Below are 14,841 nucleotides of genomic sequence, written 5' to 3'. Positions count from 1 at the left end.
GACGGAAGGACTACCCATGGCACGCCGCCTGTTCACCTCCGAGTCGGTCACGGAAGGCCACCCGGACAAGATCGCTGATCAGATCAGTGACGGGATCCTCGATGCCCTGCTGAGGCAGGATCCGCACAGTCGGGTGGCGGTCGAGACCCTGATCACCACGGGTCAGGTCCACGTCGCCGGCGAAGTGTCGACCAAGGCGTACGCTGACATCCCGACGATCGTGCGGGAGACGATCCTGGGTATCGGTTACGACTCGTCGAAGAAGGGCTTCGACGGCGCCTCCTGCGGCGTCAGTGTCTCCATCGGCGCGCAGTCGCCGGACATCGCGCAGGGTGTCGACAACGCGTTCGAGTTGCGGACGGGTGCGTCGGAGAGCGCGTTGGACGCGCAGGGTGCCGGCGACCAGGGCATGATGTTCGGCTTCGCCTGCTCCGAGACGCCTGAGCTGATGCCGCTGCCGATCGCGCTCGCCCACCGGCTGGCTCAGCGGTTGTCGGCGGTGCGGAAGGACGGCACGATCCCGTACCTGCGGCCCGACGGTAAGACGCAGGTGACCATCGAGTACGAGGGGCTGCGTCCGGTACGGCTGAACACCGTCGTGGTGTCCAGCCAGCACGCCGCCGACATCTCGCTGGACTCGCTGCTGACCCCGGACGTGCGGGATCATGTCATCGCCCCGGAGTTGGAGAGCCTGGGTCTGGACACCGAGGATTACCGGCTGTTGGTCAACCCGACCGGCCGGTTCGAGATCGGTGGTCCGATGGGTGACGCCGGTCTGACCGGTCGGAAGATCATCGTGGACACCTACGGTGGGTATGCCCGGCACGGTGGTGGTGCGTTCTCGGGTAAGGATCCGTCGAAGGTTGACCGGTCGGCGGCGTATGCGATGCGGTGGGTGGCGAAGAACGTGGTCGCCGCCGGTCTCGCGGAGCGGTGTGAGGCGCAGGTGGCGTACGCGATCGGCAAGGCCCACCCGGTGAGTTTGTTCATCGAGACCTTCGGGACGGAGAACGTGCCGGTGGAGCGGATCGAGCGTGCTGTGGGTGAGGTGTTCGACCTGCGTCCGGCTGCGATCATCCGGGATCTGGACCTGTTGCGTCCGATCTACCGGCAGACGGCGGCCTACGGCCACTTCGGCCGGGAGTTGCCGGAGCTGACCTGGGAGAACACCGACCGGGCCCAGAGCCTCAAGGCCATCGCGGCCTGAGGTGCCGACCCCGCCGCCGCGCTCCGCGCCGGGCTGGTCCGCCGAGACGACCCGGCTCGGATGGCCCTGGGACGACCTTCGGCGCGGGCCGACACGGCCCCGGCACACCACCCGTCGGGTTCAGGGACCGTCGAGCCGTTCCCGCACCGAGAGGAAGAGAAATGACTGACAACGCCATCGTCACGGTCCATCCCGACGCCGACATCGACCGGGTCTGTGCCCTGCTCGACCACGACGGCGCCGTCATCGTCGAGGGGTTCCTGGACGCCGGGACCCGGCAGGCGCTCTGGGACGATCTCGGGCCCGCGCTGGAGGAGTCCGGCTACGGCGACAACGACTTCTCAGGCCACAAGACCAAGCGGATGTCGTCGTTGTTCGCCCGCAGCCGGCACATGGCCGCCGTCGCGCTGCACCCGTTGTTCCTGGGTGCCGCGCGCCGCCTCATCCAGCGGCCGGTGCCGGTGTGGTTCGGCGGCGAGCAGGTGAGCATCAGCCCCAACATCCAGGTCAGCGCTACCCAGGTGATCCAGATCTGGCCGGACGAGGGGGTGCAGTGCCTGCACCGCGACGACACCTCACACCTGCGGCCCTACCCTGCACCGACGACCCGGGCCCAGGTGATGGTCGCGATGAGTGACTTCACCGCGGAGAACGGCGCGACGATGGCGATCCCGGGCAGTCACCGCTGGGACGACGAGCGGGCGCCGCGCCGCGACGAGGCGGTGCCGGCCGAGATGCCGGCCGGGTCGGCGCTGATCTGGCTCGGCGGTCTCTACCACGGCGGTGGGCAGAACACCGCCACGCAGCCGCGCACCGGGCTGACGCTGTCCTACATCGCCGGCAACATGCGCCAGGAGGAGAACCAGTACCTCGCGGTGCCGATGGAGGTGGTCCGCGAGTACCCCGAAGAGTTGCAACGCCTGCTCGGCTACGACGTGTGTCCCCCGTTCCTCGGCTGGTACGAATCCCGCGACCCGCACACCCTGCTCGCCGAGCGCGCTGGTGGAGGTGCTTCCCGGGCCTGATCCACCACAGCACTGACCATGGCCGCCGCTCCGGACAGCCGCGAGCATCGTGACGGGTCGGGCCCGTCGGCCGCACCATGTTTCACCTCGGGGGAGAGGGGCACTTTCCGGCGGCGACCCGTACGGGCCGCACATCGCCCGTACGGAGGTGCCCCGATGACGCTCGACCGTCCGGAGACGGTGCCCATGGTCGACGGCGGGTCGAGCCGGGCCGGGCGGCACCCCGTGCGGTCCGGGAGACCGCCCCGGGCGTGGGGCATCCCATGGTGACCCCCGGCGGCGACGACCCCGGTACGGCGTTCCGGTCGGCCGTGCTCGCCGGACTGCTCGACCTGCCGCTGCCCGGCGGCGGCCGCACCCGTGACCGCTTCCTGCGGTTCGTCGAACTCGGCCGCGCCGACCTGCCCCTGGCCCGGCTGGGCGAGGGGCACGCCGACGCCCTGGCGATCCTCGCCGAACTCGGCATGACGATCGACCCCGATCGGCGTCGTGAGCCGTGGGGTGTCTGGGCGGCCGTGCCGGCGTCGGTCACGGCGACCCGGGACGGCGACCGGTGGCGGCTGACCGGTGACCGGCCCTGGTGCTCCGGGGCGGGTCTGCTCGCCCGCGCCCTGGTCACCGCGACCACCGACGACGGCATCCGGCTGTTCGCCGTCGAGGTCGACGCCGCCGGGGTCACCGCGTTGCCCGACACCTGGCCGGCCGTCGGCATGGCCGCCAGCGACAGCCGTACCGTCAGCTTCGACGGCGTGACCGCCGTCGCGGTGGGCGGGCCGGGCAGCTATACCGCGCGGCCGGGTTTCTGGCACGGCGGGCTGGGGGTGGCGGCGTGTTGGTACGGCGGGGCGGTCGGGGTCGCCGACACCCTGTACAGCGCGGCGCGGCACCGCCGTCTCGGCCCGCACGCCCTGGCGCACCTCGGCGCGGTCGACGCGGCCCTGACCGCCGCCCGCAGTGTCCTGTTCGCCGCCGCCGACGAGATCGACGCGAACCCCACCGGGGACGCGGACCGGTTGGCCCACCAGGTTCGCGCCACCGTCGAGGCAGCCGCCACCACGGTCGTCGACCGGGTCGGTCGGGCGCTGGGGGCGGGCCCGCTGTGCCAGGACGCCCACCATGCCCGCCGGGTCGCCGACCTGACGGTGTACCTGCGGCAGAGCCACGCGGAGGCGGACCTGGCCCACCTCGGTGAGCTGGTGGCGGCGGTCGGGGACCCCGGATGGTGAGGCCGATCGTCGACGCGGGCACCGACGAGAGCAGCTGGCGTGCGTGGCCGGCACCGGCCGACTGGCCCGTACTGGCGCTGGACGACCGGGTGCGGGCGGCGCCGCCGCTGGTGCTCGCCCCGCACCCCGATGACGAGGTGCTCGGGGTGGGTGGCCTGGTCGCGATGCTCGCCGGCGGCGTCGAGATCGCGGTCGTCACCGACGGCGAAGCGTCGCATCCGGAATCCACTGTCCACTCGCGGGCGGCGCTGGCCGCGATCCGGCGCGCCGAGACGGTCACGGCCTGCGGACTGCTCGGGGTCGCCCCCACCGCCATCGACCATCTCGGGCATCCCGACGGCGGTGTCGACGAGCCGGCGCTCGCCGAGGCGTTGACCGGCCGGCTGGCGCCGGGGCGGTGGTGCGTCACGACGTGGCGCGGCGACGGACACCCGGACCACGAGGCGGTGGGGCGGGCGGCGGCGACCGCCTGCCGGCGTACGGGCGCGACGCTGGTGGAGTTCCCGGTGTGGACGTGGCACTGGGCCCGACCCGACCATCCCGACGTGCCGTGGCACCGCGCGCGCCGGGTCGACCTGACCGGGGCGGCCAGATCGGCCAAGCTGACCGCGATCGACGCCTTCCGTAGCCAGGTGCTGCCGCTGGGGCCGGCACCCGCCGACGCCGCGATCCTTCCCCCGAACGTCCTCGCCCGCTTCGCACGTCCCTACGAAACGGTGTTCCTGCCATGACCCCAGGCGGTACCCCGGCCGGGTACTTCGACGACATGTACGCCGGCGCGGAGGACCCGTGGAGTTTCGAAACCCGCTGGTACGACCAGCGTAAGCACGAGGTGACGGTGGCCTGCCTGCCGCGCCGGCGGTACCGGTCGGCATTCGAGCCGGGGTGCTCGACCGGGATGCTCACCCGCCGTCTCGCCCCGCGGTGCGACCGGCTGCTGGCGGTCGACATCGCCGCCGCGCCGGTGGCGAGTGCCCGACGGCGGCTGGCGGAGCAGCCACATGTCCGGGTGCAACGGATGCGGGTCCCCGACGAGTGGCCGGCCGTGGCGGACGACCGGTTCGACCTGATCGTGCTCTCCGAGCTGGGCTACTACTTCGACGATGCCGGGTGGGATCTGCTGGTGGCCCGTACGGTCGACTCGCTCGAACCTGGCGGCACGCTGGTAGCCGTGCACTGGCGGCCGCCGGTGGCCGAGCACGCCCGCAGCGGTGACGACGTGCACCGGCTGCTCGCCGGTGTGGACGCCCTGGCGCGGACGGCACGGCACGAGGAGGCCGACTTCCTGCTCGACGTGTTCCTGCGGGTGCCGCCGCCGGCCAGGTCCGTCGCCCAGGCCGACGGCCTGTGGTGAACCGGATGGCGGTCGTGGTGCCCGCCCACGACGAGCAGGCGTCGCTGCCCGGCTGTCTGACCTCCGTCCTCGACGCGCTGCGGCACCTGCCGGTGCGCTCGGAGGTGATCGTGGTGGCCGACGACTGCCGCGACGCCACGGCCGCCGTCGCCGAACGCCCCGGCGTCGTCGTGCTGACGGTGCGGGCCCGCAACGTCGGCCGGGCCCGGGCCGCCGGCATGGCGTACGCGCTGCGCCACGGCCCACAGGGGTTGTGGCTCGCCACCACCGACGCGGACAGCCGGGTGCCCCGGCGGTGGGGCGGCTGGCAGCTGCGTCACGCCCGCGCCGGCACCGACCTGCTGGTCGGGACGGTACGGGTCACCGACTGGGCACCCCGCGCCATCCAGGTCCGCGACCGGTACGAGGCCCGGTACCGGCAGGGCCTGACCGGCACCGGCCACCGGCACGTCCACGGTGCGAACCTGGGCTGCGCCGCCACCGCGTACGAGCGGCTGGGCGGCTTCGCCGACCTGCGCCACGGTGAGGACCACGACCTCGTCCAACGCGGTCGGCGGCAGGCCATGCGGGTCGTCACCGACGCCGGCTGTGCGGTACGCACCAGTGCCCGCCGCCAGGGTCGGGCTCCGCACGGCTTCGCCGGTTACCTCGACGCCCTCGAAGACCGGCCTACGGCCCCCTCGACGGTGCAGCCCGAACGGATGCCGTGCGGTGGGTGCACCGTGGCGTGACGAACCGCCCTGCCCCGGCGGCGTGCGAAGCGCGCGTACCGGAAAGGGCGACTCCCGGCCAGGGTCCGGTCGGACCCTGGCCGGGAGCGTCCGGTCAGCCGGTGCGGCCGGCGCGGTGCCGGCGGCGGGTCAGCACGACGAGGGCGACGCCGAGCAGTGCGAGCAGCACCCCGACGGTCAGTGGCGCGGCGACGGTGTCACCGGTCACCGGCAGGATCCCACCGACGTAGCGGAAGGTGGATCCGTTGGAGGTGCCGCCTGCGGTGCTCACCACGACCGTGGTGTCCCCGGCCGCGCAGGGCGGTGTGCGGAAGGTCAGCGAGCGACCGTCCGGCGACACGGTGACCTGGTCGGCCGGGATGGTGGTGCCGCAGATGGTGACCGTGGTGCCGCCGGGTACGAACCCGGAGCCACCGACCGTCACGGTCGTGCCGCCACCTGTCGGCCCCTGTCCGGGGGTGACGGTGTCGATGCGCGGCGGGACGGGTTCGTAGGTGAACCCGTCCGGTGCGGTGACATCGTCACCGGGCAGCAGGACGGTGACGTCCACCGGTCCGACCTGGCCGGGCGGGGTGACCACGGTCAGCGAGGTGCCGCCCGGGTTCACGACCAGGTTGGTGCCGGGTGTGTTGCCGAAGTTCACGCCGGTGGCGCCGGTGAGACCGGTGCCGGTGATGGTCACCGTGGTGCCGCCGGTGGTCGGTCCGGCGCCGGGCACGATGGAGGTGATCGTCGGTGCGACGTACGTGAAGACCGGCGCGGTGGCGGTGCCCGCGGGGAACACCAGTCGGACGTCCGCCGGCCCGGCCGTGTTCGGCGGGGTCACCACGGTGATCGTGGTGCCTGCCGGGTTGACGGTGAACCCGGTGCCGGGCACCCCGTCGAAGGTCACCCCGGTCGCTGCGGTGAACCCGGTCCCGGTGATGGTGACCGTGGTGCCACCCGAGGTCGGTCCGCTCGTCGGGGTCAGCCCGGTCACGGTCGCGGCGCTGCCGTCGGCGAGGTAGGTGTAGCCCAGCGGTGCCGCCGTACCGCCGCCGGTGGTGACCAGCACGACGGCCGGTCCGACCGCGCCGGGCGGGGTGACCGCCGTCAGGGAGGTGCCGCCCGGGGCGACCGTGACGTCGGCGGCCGGCACCCCGTCGAAGGTGACGGTCGTGTCACCGGGCACGAAGCCGGTGCCGGTGATCGTCACCGTCTGTCCGCCCGACTGGGGACCGGTGTTCGGCGTGATCGACGCGACGGTCGGCGGTGCGGCCACGTAGGTGAATCCGTCCGGTGCGGTCGCGTCCGCGCCCGGCAGGAGCACGGTGACGTCCACCGGTCCGACCTGGCCGGGCGGGGTGACCACGGTCAGCGAGGTGCCGCCCGGGTTGACCGTGACGTTGGTGCCCGGGGTGTCGCCGAAGGTCACTCCGGTCGCTCCGGTGAAGCCGGTGCCGGTGATGGTCACCGTGGTGCCGCCGGCGGTCGGCCCGGTGTCCGGGACGATCGAGGTGATCGTCGGGCCGAGGTAGGTGAACGTCGGCGCGGTCACCCGACCGGCCGGGAAGACCAGCTCGACCAGGGCCGGGCCCGCCGGGTTCGGCGGCGTCACCACGGTGATCGTGGTGCCGGCGGGGTTGACGGTGAACCCGGTGCCGGGCAGGCCGTCGAAGTCCACGCCGGCCGCCCCGGTGAAGCCGGTGCCGGTGATCGTCACCGTGGTGCCGCCGACGGTCGGCCCGGAGGTCGGCGTGAGGCCGGTGATCGTGGCCGCGCTGCCGTCGGCGAGGTACGTGTAGCCCAGCGGTGCGGCGGTGCCGTTCACCGTGCCGACCACGACCTCGGCGGGTCCGACCGCGCCGGGCGGGGTGACCGCCGTCAGGGAGGTGCCGCCTGGCGCGACCGTGACGTCGGTCGCGGGCACCCCGTCGAAGGTGACCGTGGTGCCACCCGGGATGAAGCCCGTGCCGGTGATCGTCACGGTCTGGCCGCCTGACTGCGGGCCCTCGTCGGGGCTGATCGTCGCGGTGGTCGGTGCCGCCGGCGGACGCTCGCAGAGCGCCTCGGCCACGATGACGGTACCGACGGGAATGGTGGTCGGGACGCCGAGGATGCTGCCCGACAGGGTCAGCACGGCCCGCACCGTGATCGCGGTGGCGCCGGTGGCGGTGGTCGTCTCGACCCGGGTCAACGAGGCGTTCAGGCTCGCGTCCAGCAGCCCCGGCACCACCACCGCCGCGCTGCCCACGACGGCGGGGGTGTTCGCCGTCAGCGTCACCGCCGAGCCGAACAGTTCCAGCCCGACGAGCGTGGTGTCCGCGCTGGTTGCGCCGACCTGGGGACAGACCGCGGTGGCGGTGACCTGGGCGGCGTCCAGCACGTCGATGCCGAGCACGGTCAGGTTGAGGCCGTTGACGCTGGAGGACGCCGACGATCCGTCGGCCGCCCGGGTGGCGGTGACCTCCTCGACGGTGCCGCTGGCGGTCACACCGACCGCCCCCGGTACCGAGATCGCCAGCAGCGTCTCGGTGTCGGTGCCCCCGCCGGCGGGCGCGGTGGCGGTGCCGACGGTCGCGTCGGCACTGATCACGGCTATCCCGGCTACCTCGGCCGAGAGGTCGACGACGACGCCGCGGGCGCTCGCGTCGCCCGGTGCCGCCAGTGCCGGCGTACCCAGGGTCAGGGTTGCCAGGCTGGTGACCAGTAGCGCCGTGGCGGCGCTCGTGGTTCTTCGCAGGACGGTCCTCACCAATTTCCCCCGTTCAGATGGATGACGGCCTGCGTGATGTGGCGGCAGCCGTCAACGAGTGAACGAGAACAAATAGGGCAAGTTACGCATTTCGGACCTTGGATGGCTGTGGGTGGCGGCCGGCGTTCGCGCGATGGCGTCCGCCCGCCGTTCCCGGCGCTCCAGGGTTGATCGACTCCACAGGTGAACGTCCCCGGGCGTGTCGCTGGCTATTGCTAATGGAAACCATTATCGTCTGCTGGTCCGGAGTCGTCGAGCGTCGGGAGTGCGCGGTGGGTCATGTGTTGCTGGTCGAGAGCTGGGTCGGTGCGATGAGCAGCCTGCTGCCCCGGGCGATCCGGGAGGCAGGACATCGGTTCACGTTCCTGACCAGGAACCTGCACCACTACCTGCGCCAGGGCGGCGGCACCGGGACGCATCCGCTGCTCGACGCCGACCACGTGATCACCGCCGAGACCAACGATCCGGAACGGCTGCTGCCGCACGTACGGAAGCTGCACGAGGTGCTGCGGTTCGACGGCGTCGTCACGTCCTGCGACTACTACCTCGCCACCGTGGCCCGGCTCGCCGCGGACCTGGGCCTGCCGGGCGCCCGGCCGGAAGCCGTCGAGTGCGCCTACCGCAAGGACCTGGCGCGGCAGCGGATGCAGGCGGCCGGCCTGCCCGGCCCGGCGTTCGCCGTCACCGGGGACTGGGCGGGCACCGAGGCCGCCGCCCGCGCGCTGGGTTTCCCGCTGGTCGTCAAGCCGGTCGACCTGTGCGCCGGGATGTTCGTCCGGCTGGTGGCCGACCGGGACCAGCTACGCGAGGCGTTCGACGCCCTCGGCGAGTTCCCGGTCAACGCCCGGGGGCAGCAGCGTTCACCGCTGGTGCTGCTGGAGGAGGTGTTGGCCGGGCCGGAGGTCAGCGTCGAGACCGTCACCGTCGACGGGGAGACGACGGTGCTCGGTGTGACGGACAAGAGCCTCGCCGGTGCGCCGTGGTTCGTGGAGACGGGGCACATGTTCCCCGCCGCGCTCGACGCCGCGACGGCCGGCGCGGTCGGCGACATGGCCGTCGCCGCCCTCGCCGCGGTCGGGTTCGACCGGGGGGTGGCGCATACCGAGCTGCGACTGACGGCCGCCGGGCCACGGGTGGTGGAGATCAACCCCCGCCCGGCGGGCAACCAGATCACCGAACTGGTGCGACGGGCGACCGGGGTGGACCTGCCCATGGTGTACGCCCGGCTGGCCGTGGGTGAGCAGCCGGGGGTCACGGTGGCCGACACCGGTGTCCGTAGCGCCGCCATCGCGTTCCTGCTCCCGCCCCGCGCCGGCACCGTCGCCGGGATCGACGGGGTGACCGCGCTGGCTGCCGCTCCCGACGTGGTCGACTGGGCGGTGAAGCCCGCCGGACACCGCACCGGCGACGCGGTGAGCAACAACAACTACCTCGGTCACGTCATGACGGTGGACACCACGGGCCCCGGCGCCCGGGCCCGGGCCGACGCACTGGTCGCCGGGCTCGGCGTCCGGTACGTCGACGAGCTGGCCGGAGCCCACGCGTGACCCCGGTGGACGCCGGTGGGCCGGTCACGTCGGTGCCGGACCTGATCGACGCGGTCCGAGCGGGCCGCTTCGGCCCCGACCCGGCCACCGCGCAGGTCACCGTCGCGTTCACCACCCGACAGGGTTCCCGGCATGCCGGGCGGGCCCGTGGCTACCGCAACCAGGTGCTGAGCCTGCGGGTGGACGCCGCCGTCGGTTCGTGCGCGACGGAACCCGACGAGCTGACCGACGAGGTCGCCCACGACTGCGTCGGTCGCAGCGTCGCCGAACTGCTCACCCACCCGGCGTCGGCGGTGCGCGTCGCGGCCCTGGATGCCTACCTCGCCACGGTCCGACCGCACCCGCAGGCCGCCTGCGACAGGGTGACCATCCCGGCCGGGACGTCGCTTGCCAAGTCGACCGCCCGGGCCGCCGCCGTGGTGGACCTGCTGCCGGTGGTGCCGGGTCAGCGGGTCCTGGTCGTCGGGGTGGTGAACTCCCTGCTGGCGCAGTTGCGGGACCGGGGCGTCGGCTACCTGCCGTGCGACCGGGCCGGCGGGAGCACGGAGTGGGGGGAGCCGTGCCTGCCGGACGCCGCCGTGCTGCTGGAACGCTGCGACGCGCTGCTGGTGTCCGGGATGACCCTGGGCAACGACACGTTCGCGCCGCTGCTGCGGCACGCCCGTACCACCGGCAAGCCGATGGTGGCCTTCGCCCAGACCGGCAGCGCCGTCCTGCCGTGTTTCCTCGGCGCGGGGTTGAGTGGCGTGTCCGCCGAGCCGTACCCGTTCTTCTGGCTCGACGGCGCAGCGTCGACGGTCTACCGCTACCGTGCCGGGGCCGGGTCGCCGTGCTGACCGCCTCCGTGCCCGCCGCCCGCGCGCCGCACCTGCTGGGCCTGCTGGGACGCTCCCCGGTGGCGTTCGTCGACACCCCGCTGCCGCACCCGCACGGCGGGTTCCACGCCAAGGTGGAATACCTGAGCCCGGGGGGCATGAAGGCGCGGGCCGCGGTGGCGATGTTGCGGGCCGCCCGGCGGCGCGGTGACCTGCGGCCGGGCGGCACCGTGGTGGAGTCGACCAGCGGCACGCTGGGGCTCGGTCTCGCGTTCGCCGGGCAGGCCCTGGGCCACCCGGTCGTCCTCGTGGTGGACCGGGAGATCGAACGGCCGATGCGCGCGCTGCTGGCGGCCCACGGGGCGACGGTGGAGGTGGTGGCGCAGCCGCACCCGGTCGGTGGTTGGCAGCAGGCCCGCCTGGACCGGTTGCGCGAGGTGCTGGCCCGTATCCCCGGCGCCTACTGGCCCGACCAGTACCACAACCCGGACAACGCCGCCGGTTACCGCAGCCTCGCCGAGGAGTTGACAGGCCAGGTCGAGGCCGTGGACGTGCTGGTGTGCAGCGTCGGCACCGGTGGGCACAGTGCCGGTCTGGGCCGGGCGTTGCGCCGGTACTGGCCGGGGATGCGGCTGGTCGGGGTCGACACCGTCGGCTCGACGATCTTCGGACAGCCCGCGCGGCCCCGGCTGATGCGCGGGTTGGGCAGCAGCATCTTCCCCCGCAACGTCGACTACGCGGCCTTCGACGAGGTGCACTGGGTCGGCCCGGTGGAGGCGGTGGACACCTGCCGCCGGTTGGCCCGGGCGGCGTTCGTCACCGGCGGCTGGAGCACCGGGGCCGTCGCCCGGGTCGCCGCGTGGATCTGCCGGATGCAGCCCGGTGCCCGGGTGGTGACGATCTTCCCGGACGGCCCGCACCGCTACCTCGACTCGATCTTCGACGACGCCTACTGCGCCCGCCACGGGCTGTTCGCCCCGGCTCCGGACCATCCGATCGAGATCCCGTACCCGGATGTCGTCGAGGTGACCCGGTGGAGTCGCTGCCGGACCGTCCTCGACCCGCTGCGCCGCCTGGCGGTGCCGGCATGAGGCTCGACTGGCGCAGCTACCCGCTGCGGCTGCGGGAACCGCTGCGGATCTCCCGGGCGACGATGGCGGGCCGTGACGCCGTCCAACTCGACCTGTCCCACGACGGCGTCACCGGCCACGGCGAGGTGGTGACCAGCGTCTACTACGGACTGGACCTGGCCGCCATCCTCGCGCTGCTGCCCGGGCTGCGGCACCGGGTGCGCGACTGCGGCGAACCCGAGGCGCTGCTCGCGGAGTTACCGGCACTCGCCACGCAGCTGCCCACCGGTGTGCTGGCGGCCCTGGACGCCGCCGTCCACGACCTGCTGGGCCGCAGGGCCGCACAGCCGGTGCACCGGTGGCTCGGCCGTCCCGCCCCGACCCCGGCGGCCACGGCCCACACCATCGGTCTCGTGGCGCCCGACCACGCCGGGGCCACCGCGCGGGACCTGGCTCGACGCGGCTTCCGACTGGTCAAGGTCAAGTGCGGAGACCCCGCCGACGTGGCCCGGGTCGCCGCCGTCCGCGCCGCACTGCCGCAGGCACGGCTCCTGCTCGACCCCAACGGCGCGTGGACCCCCGAGCAGACCGTGCGGTTGCTCGACACGCTACGCCCGTACGACATCGACGCCGTAGAGCAGCCCATCGCGCCCGGCACCCCGCAGCTACTCGGCTGGATCAGCGCGCGCACCGACGTGCCGGTCATCGCCGACGAGGACGCGGCCACGGCGGCGCACGTCGACGCCCTCGTCGGCACGGTGGCCGGCATCAACGTCAAGCTGGCCAAGTGCGGCGGCATCCACGCCGCCCGGCAGATCGCCGCCACGGCCCGGGCCCACGGCATGGACCTCATGCTGGGCTGCCTGGTGGCCAGCTCGCTGGGCATCGCACCGGCGGTGCACCTCACCGGCGACGCCCGCTGGATCGACCTGGACGGGCACCTGCTGCTCGCCGACGATCCATGGACCGGCATCGGCGGCCACGACGGCGTCCTGCGGGTGAGCGGGGCACCCGGTCTCGGCGTGCGGGCGGCCCGATGAACACGTGGTCCACCCTGCGCAGTTTCCCGCTGCCGATCCGGCTGCTGGTGGTCAACCAGTTCGGGGTCAACGTCGGCTTCTACCTGCTGCTGCCCTACCTCGCCGGCTACCTGGCCGACGACGTCGGCCTCTCCGCCGCCGTCATCGGCATCGTGCTCGGCGTGCGCAACCTCAGCCAGCAGGGCCTGTTCCTGCTGGGTGGCTCCGCCGCCGACCGGCTGGGCGCCCGAGGTGTCATCATCGCCGGCTGTGCCCTGCGCGCCGTCGGCTTCGGGTTGTTCGCCCTCGGCACGGCACTGCCGGTGCTGTTGGCCGCGTCGATCCTGTCCGGACTGGCCGGGGCACTGTTCAACCCGGCCGTACGCAGCTACGTGGCGCAGGCCGCCGCCGACCGGCGGGCCGACGCGTTCGCCCTGTTCACCGTCTTCGCCAGTGCCGGCGCTCTGCTCGGGCCGCTGCTCGGCTCGGCGCTGCTCCTGGTCGACTTCCGGGCCGCCGCGCTGACCGCCGCCGGGCTGTTCGCCGTACTCACCGTGGCGCAGGCGGTCTGGCTGCCCGCCACCCCGGCCACCTCCGCCGGGGCGACGCTCTGGCAGGACTGGCGTACCGGCCTCGCCGACCGCCGGTTCCTGGCCTTCAGCGTCGCGCTGGCCGGCATGTTCGCGTTGCAGACCCAGCTGTACCTGATCCTGCCGGTGCAGGCGGAGCACGTCACCGGCCAGCCGGTGGCGGTCGCCGTGCTGTTCGTCGTCTCCACCGTCGTGACGCTCACCCTGCAACTGCCGCTGACCGGCTGGCTGCAGGGCCACTGGCGCCGTGGGGCGAGCATCACCGTCGGGATGGCGGTCATGGGGGCCGGGTTCCTGCTGCCGCTGCTGCGTGTGGGGTCGTCGTCGCCGGTGCTGCGGCTGGTGCCGGTGCTGGCCGCGGCGGTGCTGCTCACCCTGGGGGTGATGATCGCCCAGCCGTTCGTGCTGGAGTTGATCCCCGCCTTCGCCGGCCCCCGGCTGACCGGTACGTACTTCGGCCTGTTCTACCTGGTGTCCGGGGTCCTCGCCGCCGGCTGCACCGCCGCCGTGGGCGCGGCGGTGGGCACCGCCACGGCAACCGGGGTGCCGCCGGCGGCGTGGCTGCTCACCGCCGCCGTCGGGGTGGCCTCGGCGGTGGCGGTGAGCCTGCTGCGCCTCGACGGCCCCCGCACGCCCGTGCCCCCGCGGGCCCCGGTGGGGGTGTCATGAGCGACGGGAACCTCCTCACCGACAACCCGGAACTGTACGAACAGCAGTTCCCCGACCCGGGTCACCGTGCCGCCCGGTTCGTCGACGACGTCGTACGCCGGTTCGCCGACCGCACCGACGCCGCGCCCCGGCTGCTCGACGTCGGCTGCGGCACCGGCCGCGACGTCGGGCACCTCGCCACCCTCGGCTACGCCGCCGTCGGGTTGGACACGTCGGTGCCGATGCTGACGTACGCGCGGCGTCGCCACCCCGGTGTCCGGTTCGTCCACGCCGACCTGCGGGACTTCGACCTGGCCGGCCCCGTCGACGTGGTCACCTGCCTGGACAGCGCGCTGCTGTACTGCCACACCAACGCCGACCTGACCGCGTTCCTGCGCTGCTGCCACCGGCACCTGCGCCCCGGTGGGCTGCTGCTGGCCGAGATGCGCAACGGGGCGTTCTTCCTCGGCAACACCGAACTCCTCGACGGCACCCGTACCCGCACCGTGACCTGGCGCGGCGTCCCGTACACGTCCGGCACGCGGCTGTGGATCGACCACGGTGGGCAGCTGCTGCGTCGCGAACGGGTCTGGACCTGGCCGGCGTGCCCGCAACCGCTGGTGCAGACCTCGGCCTGGCGGCTGCTGTTCCCCGCCGAGCTGCGGTACCTGCTCGACACCACCGGGTTCGACGTGGTGGCCCTGTTCGACGCCCCCGGTCCCCGCACCGACCCGCCCTGGCATCCGAGCGCCGCGTTGTCGACCGCGCTGTCCGGTGACCGCCTGCACCTGGTCGCGCGTCGACGCGCCGACGCGGTCTGACTCCGCTCGCCGCAGCGCCGCGGCGTGACCCACCGCCTTATCGGAAAGGACATT

Annotated in this window: 13 protein-coding genes; 12 read left to right on the top strand and 1 reads right to left on the bottom strand. The window is 73.5% G+C overall.

From position 1 onward, the window contains the following. The first annotated feature begins 16 nt into the window (after nucleotides 1-16). The 6 genes from metK to JQX11_RS12525 all read left to right on the top strand — a co-directional run bounded on the left by metK (nucleotide 17) and on the right by JQX11_RS12525 (nucleotide 5,543). Nucleotides 17-1,207: a methionine adenosyltransferase gene (gene metK, locus JQX11_RS12550; RefSeq protein WP_204925152.1), complete on the top strand. Its 1,191-nt coding sequence runs from the start codon at nucleotides 17-19 to the stop codon at nucleotides 1,205-1,207. Nucleotides 1,208-1,368: 161 nt separating this feature from the next. Then, nucleotides 1,369-2,232 (top strand): phytanoyl-CoA dioxygenase family protein, encoded by an 864-nt coding sequence (locus JQX11_RS12545; RefSeq protein ID WP_204925151.1) that lies wholly within the window; start codon nucleotides 1,369-1,371, stop codon nucleotides 2,230-2,232. A 263-nt stretch (nucleotides 2,233-2,495) separates the two neighbouring features. After that, complete coding sequence (locus tag JQX11_RS12540; RefSeq protein WP_204925150.1) at nucleotides 2,496-3,458, top strand: acyl-CoA dehydrogenase family protein; 963 nt, start codon at nucleotides 2,496-2,498, stop codon at nucleotides 3,456-3,458. After that, nucleotides 3,452-4,189, top strand: a complete 738-nt coding sequence (locus JQX11_RS12535; RefSeq protein ID WP_204925149.1) for a PIG-L deacetylase family protein — start codon at nucleotides 3,452-3,454, stop codon at nucleotides 4,187-4,189. The genes JQX11_RS12540 and JQX11_RS12535 overlap by 7 nt, the downstream gene beginning before the upstream one ends. Continuing rightward, nucleotides 4,186-4,812 carry a class I SAM-dependent DNA methyltransferase gene (locus tag JQX11_RS12530; RefSeq protein WP_204925148.1) on the top strand — a complete coding sequence of 209 codons (627 nt, stop codon included), beginning with the start codon at nucleotides 4,186-4,188 and terminating at the stop codon, nucleotides 4,810-4,812. Before JQX11_RS12535 ends, JQX11_RS12530 begins: the two co-directional genes overlap by 4 nt. A gap of 5 nt (nucleotides 4,813-4,817) precedes the next feature. Beyond that, nucleotides 4,818-5,543, top strand: coding sequence for a glycosyltransferase family 2 protein (locus tag JQX11_RS12525; protein ID WP_204925147.1), 726 nt, complete (start codon nucleotides 4,818-4,820; stop codon nucleotides 5,541-5,543). A 94-nt stretch (nucleotides 5,544-5,637) separates the two neighbouring features. Here the strand turns inward: JQX11_RS12525 and JQX11_RS12520 are convergent, their stop codons facing one another. Continuing rightward, a complete protein-coding gene (locus tag JQX11_RS12520) occupies nucleotides 5,638-8,277 on the bottom strand; it encodes an IPT/TIG domain-containing protein (RefSeq protein WP_204925146.1) in 2,640 nt (879 codons plus the stop codon). A 272-nt stretch (nucleotides 8,278-8,549) separates the two neighbouring features. Between JQX11_RS12520 and JQX11_RS12515 the strand changes: the two genes are divergently transcribed. From JQX11_RS12515 to JQX11_RS12490, 6 genes are read left to right on the top strand one after another with little or no spacing between them, the layout of a single operon-like run. Then, on the top strand, nucleotides 8,550-9,824 hold the full coding sequence (locus JQX11_RS12515) for an ATP-grasp domain-containing protein (RefSeq protein WP_204925145.1): 1,275 nt from the start codon (nucleotides 8,550-8,552) through the stop codon (nucleotides 9,822-9,824). Further along, nucleotides 9,821-10,660 carry a Rossmann-like domain-containing protein gene (locus tag JQX11_RS33035; protein ID WP_307826160.1) on the top strand — a complete coding sequence of 280 codons (840 nt, stop codon included), beginning with the start codon at nucleotides 9,821-9,823 and terminating at the stop codon, nucleotides 10,658-10,660. Before JQX11_RS12515 ends, JQX11_RS33035 begins: the two co-directional genes overlap by 4 nt. Continuing rightward, the gene (locus JQX11_RS12505; RefSeq protein WP_204925144.1) at nucleotides 10,654-11,730 is read left to right on the top strand and encodes a PLP-dependent cysteine synthase family protein; all 1,077 of its coding nucleotides are present in this window, start codon (nucleotides 10,654-10,656) and stop codon (nucleotides 11,728-11,730) included. The genes JQX11_RS33035 and JQX11_RS12505 overlap by 7 nt, the downstream gene beginning before the upstream one ends. Next, nucleotides 11,727-12,749 carry an enolase C-terminal domain-like protein gene (locus JQX11_RS12500; RefSeq protein WP_204925143.1) on the top strand — a complete coding sequence of 341 codons (1,023 nt, stop codon included), beginning with the start codon at nucleotides 11,727-11,729 and terminating at the stop codon, nucleotides 12,747-12,749. The genes JQX11_RS12505 and JQX11_RS12500 overlap by 4 nt, the downstream gene beginning before the upstream one ends. Next, the gene (locus tag JQX11_RS12495; protein ID WP_204925142.1) at nucleotides 12,746-13,987 is read left to right on the top strand and encodes an MFS transporter; all 1,242 of its coding nucleotides are present in this window, start codon (nucleotides 12,746-12,748) and stop codon (nucleotides 13,985-13,987) included. The genes JQX11_RS12500 and JQX11_RS12495 overlap by 4 nt, the downstream gene beginning before the upstream one ends. Beyond that, nucleotides 13,984-14,787 (top strand): class I SAM-dependent methyltransferase, encoded by an 804-nt coding sequence (locus JQX11_RS12490; protein WP_204925141.1) that lies wholly within the window; start codon nucleotides 13,984-13,986, stop codon nucleotides 14,785-14,787. The genes JQX11_RS12495 and JQX11_RS12490 overlap by 4 nt, the downstream gene beginning before the upstream one ends. Nucleotides 14,788-14,841 lie beyond the last annotated feature (54 nt).

Source organism: Micromonospora humida (genome assembly GCF_016901255.1).
Lineage (GTDB): Bacteria > Actinomycetota > Actinomycetes > Mycobacteriales > Micromonosporaceae > Micromonospora > Micromonospora wenchangensis.
The sequence above is the reverse complement of the archived record's forward strand: the minus strand, read 5'-3'. Positions and strand labels throughout refer to the sequence as shown.

Bases quoted from the DNA above. Each gene is read 5' to 3' on its own strand.
- JQX11_RS12500 (WP_204925143.1), top strand. From the start codon at position 11,727: ATGAGGCTCGACTGGCGCAGCTACCCGCTGCGGCTGCGGGAACCGCTG.
- JQX11_RS12495 (WP_204925142.1), top strand. From the start codon at position 12,746: ATGAACACGTGGTCCACCCTGCGCAGTTTCCCGCTGCCGATCCGGCTG.
- JQX11_RS12530 (WP_204925148.1), top strand. From the start codon at position 4,186: ATGACCCCAGGCGGTACCCCGGCCGGGTACTTCGACGACATGTACGCC.
- JQX11_RS12535 (WP_204925149.1), top strand. From the start codon at position 3,452: ATGGTGAGGCCGATCGTCGACGCGGGCACCGACGAGAGCAGCTGGCGT.
- JQX11_RS12540 (WP_204925150.1), top strand. From the start codon at position 2,496: ATGGTGACCCCCGGCGGCGACGACCCCGGTACGGCGTTCCGGTCGGCC.
- JQX11_RS12490 (WP_204925141.1), top strand. From the start codon at position 13,984: ATGAGCGACGGGAACCTCCTCACCGACAACCCGGAACTGTACGAACAG.
- JQX11_RS12545 (WP_204925151.1), top strand. From the start codon at position 1,369: ATGACTGACAACGCCATCGTCACGGTCCATCCCGACGCCGACATCGAC.
- JQX11_RS12525 (WP_204925147.1), top strand. From the start codon at position 4,818: ATGGCGGTCGTGGTGCCCGCCCACGACGAGCAGGCGTCGCTGCCCGGC.
- metK (WP_204925152.1), top strand. From the start codon at position 17: ATGGCACGCCGCCTGTTCACCTCCGAGTCGGTCACGGAAGGCCACCCG.